Genomic DNA, 3446 nt, shown 5'->3' with positions numbered 1-3446 from the left:
AATGGTCCAGAAATGCTGTCAGGGCCATCCCGGTATCGGGATGGCCCTGACAGAAAGAATGTCCGGCGGTGTCCTACTCTCCCACACCCTCGCGAGTGCAGTACCATCGGCGCTGGAGGGCTTAGCTTCCGGGTTCGGAATGTAACCGGGCGTTTCCCCTCCGCCATGACCGCCGTAACTCTATCGACATATCAAACAACACCCACACGCGCGCGGGGTTTGTTGTTCGTTTGTCGGGAGTTGCACAGTGGGCGCGCACTTTCGTAGTCAAGTCCTCGGCCTATTAGTACCGGTCAACTGAACCCGTTACCGGGCTTACATTTCCGGCCTATCAACCCAGTCGTCTAGCTGGGGGCCTTACCCCACAAAGGTGGGTGGGATACCTCATCTTGAAGCGAGCTTCCCGCTTAGATGCTTTCAGCGGTTATCCCTTCCGAACGTAGCTAACCAGCCGTGCCCCTGGCGGGACAACTGGCACACCAGAGGTTCGTCCGTCCCGGTCCTCTCGTACTAGGGACAGCCCTTCTCAAGTATCCTACGCGCGCGGCGGATAGGGACCGAACTGTCTCACGACGTTCTAAACCCAGCTCGCGTACCGCTTTAATGGGCGAACAGCCCAACCCTTGGGACCTGCTACAGCCCCAGGATGCGACGAGCCGACATCGAGGTGCCAAACCATCCCGTCGATATGGACTCTTGGGGAAGATCAGCCTGTTATCCCCGGGGTACCTTTTATCCGTTGAGCGACACCGCTTCCACACGCAAGTGCCGGATCACTAGTCCCGACTTTCGTCCCTGCTCGACCTGTCAGTCTCACAGTCAAGCTCCCTTGTGTACTTGCACTCAACACCTGATTGCCAACCAGGCTGAGGGAACCTTTGGGCGCCTCCGTTACCCTTTAGGAGGCAACCGCCCCAGTTAAACTACCCACCAGACACTGTCCCTGAACCGGATAACGGTCCGAAGTTAGATACCCAAATCAACCAGAGTGGTATTTCAAGATTGCCTCCACCCATACTGGCGTATGGACTTCACCGGCTCCCACCTATCCTACACAAGCTAATTCGGATACCAATGTCAAGCTATAGTAAAGGTCCCGGGGTCTTTCCGTCCTGCCGCGCGTAACGAGCATCTTTACTCGTAGTGCAATTTCGCCGGGCCTGTGGTTGAGACAGTGGGGAAGTCGTTACGCCATTCGTGCAGGTCGGAACTTACCCGACAAGGAATTTCGCTACCTTAGGATGGTTATAGTTACCACCGCCGTTTACTGGCGCTTAAGTTCTCCGCTTCGCCCCCGAAAGAGCTAACAGGTCCCCTTAACGTTCCAGCACCGGGCAGGCGTCAGTCCATATACATCGAATTACTTCTTCGCATGGACCTGTGTTTTTAGTAAACAGTCGCTTCCCCCTGCTCTCTGCGGCCATACAACGCTCCACCCGCGCGGGGCTTCACGTCTCCGGCCCCCCTTCTCCCTAAGTTACGGGGGCAATTTGCCGAGTTCCTTAACCACAGTTCGCCCGATCGCCTCGGTATTCTCTACCTGACCACCTGTGTCGGTTTGGGGTACGGGCCGCTCGGAACTCGCTAGAGGCTTTTCTCGGCAGCATAGGATCACTGACTTCACCTGAATCGGCTCGGCATCACGTCTCAGCCTTCATGCACCGCGGATTTGCCTACGGCACGGCCTACACGCTTACCCCGGCACAACCACCGGCCGGGCTCAGCTACCTTCCTGCGTCACCCCATCGCTTGACTACTACCCGCCAGGTTCCCACGCTCCCCGTGATTGGTCCGAAGACCGCCCACAGTTCGGGTGGTTAGCACAACGAGGTTCGTCAGGGTCGCTCCTTCGCGGGTACGGGAATATCAACCCGTTGTCCATCGACTACGCCTCTCGGCCTCGCCTTAGGTCCCGACTCACCCAGGGCGGATTAGCCTGGCCCTGGAACCCTTGGTCATCCGGCGGAAGGGTTTCTCACCCTTCTTTCGCTACTCATGCCTGCATTCTCACTCGTGCCGCGTCCACAACTCGATCACTCGGCTGCTTCACCCCCGGCACGACGCTCCCCTACCCACCCACACACCTGCACCAACACCCGAAGGCGCCGGCGAAGTTATTGTGTGAGTGCCACAGCTTCGGCGGTGTGCTTGAGCCCCGCTACATTGTCGGCGCGGAACCACTTGACCAGTGAGCTATTACGCACTCTTTAAAGGGTGGCTGCTTCTAAGCCAACCTCCTGGTTGTCTATGCGACCCCACATCCTTTTCCACTTAGCACACGCTTAGGGGCCTTAGCTGGTGATCTGGGCTGTTTCCCTCTCGACTACGAAGCTTATCCCCCGCAGTCTCACTGCCGCGCTCTCACTTACCGGCATTCGGAGTTTGGCTGATTTCGGTAAGCTTGTGGGCCCCCTAGACCATCCAGTGCTCTACCTCCGGCAAGAAACACGCGACGCTGCACCTAAATGCATTTCGGGGAGAACCAGCTATCACGGAGTTTGATTGGCCTTTCACCCCTAACCACAGGTCATCCCCCAACTTTTCAACGTTGGTGGGTTCGGCCCTCCACGCGGTCTTACCCGCGCTTCAGCCTGCCCATGGCTAGATCACCCCGCTTCGGGTCTAGGACACGCGACTGAATCGCCCTATTCAGACTCGCTTTCGCTACGGCTCCCCCACACGGGTTAACCTCGCCACATGCCACTAACTCGCAGGCTCATTCTTCAAAAGGCACGCCGTCACCCCTAAAGGCTCCGACGGATTGTAGGCGAACGGTTTCAGGTACTATTTCACTCCCCTCCCGGGGTACTTTTCACCATTCCCTCACGGTACTCGTCCGCTATCGGTCACCAGGAAGTATTTAGGCTTACCAGGTGGTCCTGGCAGATTCACGGCAGATTTCAGGAGTCCGCCGCTACTCGGGAACACCCACAGAAGACCAGCAGTTTTCACCTACCGGACTCTCACCGTCTACGGTCAGCCTTTCCAGACTATTCGACTAACCACTGGCTTTGTAACTCCTCGAACACGTGTCAGCATGTTCAGTGGGGTCCCACAACCCCGACCACGCAACCCCTGACAGGTATCACACGCAGCCGGTTTAGCCTCAATCCGCTTTCGCTCGCCACTACTCACGGAATCACTAAATTGTTTTCTCTTCCTACGGGTACTGAGATGTTTCACTTCCCCGCGTTCCCCCCACACACCCTATGTGTTCAGGTGCGGGTGACTGGACATGACTCCAGCCGGGTTCCCCCATTCGGACACCCTGGGATCACAGCTCGGTTGACAGCTCCCCCAGGCCTATCGCGGCCTCCCACGTCCTTCATCGGCTCCTGGTGCCAAGGCATCCACCGTTCGCCCTTGACAACTTGACCACAAAGATGCTCGCGTCCACTGTGCAATTCTCAACAAACGACCAACCCACAACCCAAAAGCCCCACACC

The 3446-nt window shown here is 57.4% G+C and carries 2 rRNA genes; both read right to left on the bottom strand.

Annotated elements, in window-relative coordinates:
* Nucleotides 1-60 precede the first annotated feature (60 nt).
* Nucleotides 61-177, bottom strand: a 5S ribosomal RNA gene (gene rrf / locus ACSNOA_RS00015).
* Nucleotides 178-263: 86 nt separating this feature from the next.
* Nucleotides 264-3377 (bottom strand): 23S ribosomal RNA (locus tag ACSNOA_RS00010).
* Between the last annotated feature and the right edge of the window lie 69 nt (nucleotides 3378-3446).

The sequence above is a fragment of the Micromonospora sp. URMC 103 genome (assembly GCF_051386435.1).
Lineage (GTDB): Bacteria > Actinomycetota > Actinomycetes > Mycobacteriales > Micromonosporaceae > Micromonospora.
The sequence above is the reverse complement of the archived record's forward strand: the minus strand, read 5'-3'. Positions and strand labels throughout refer to the sequence as shown.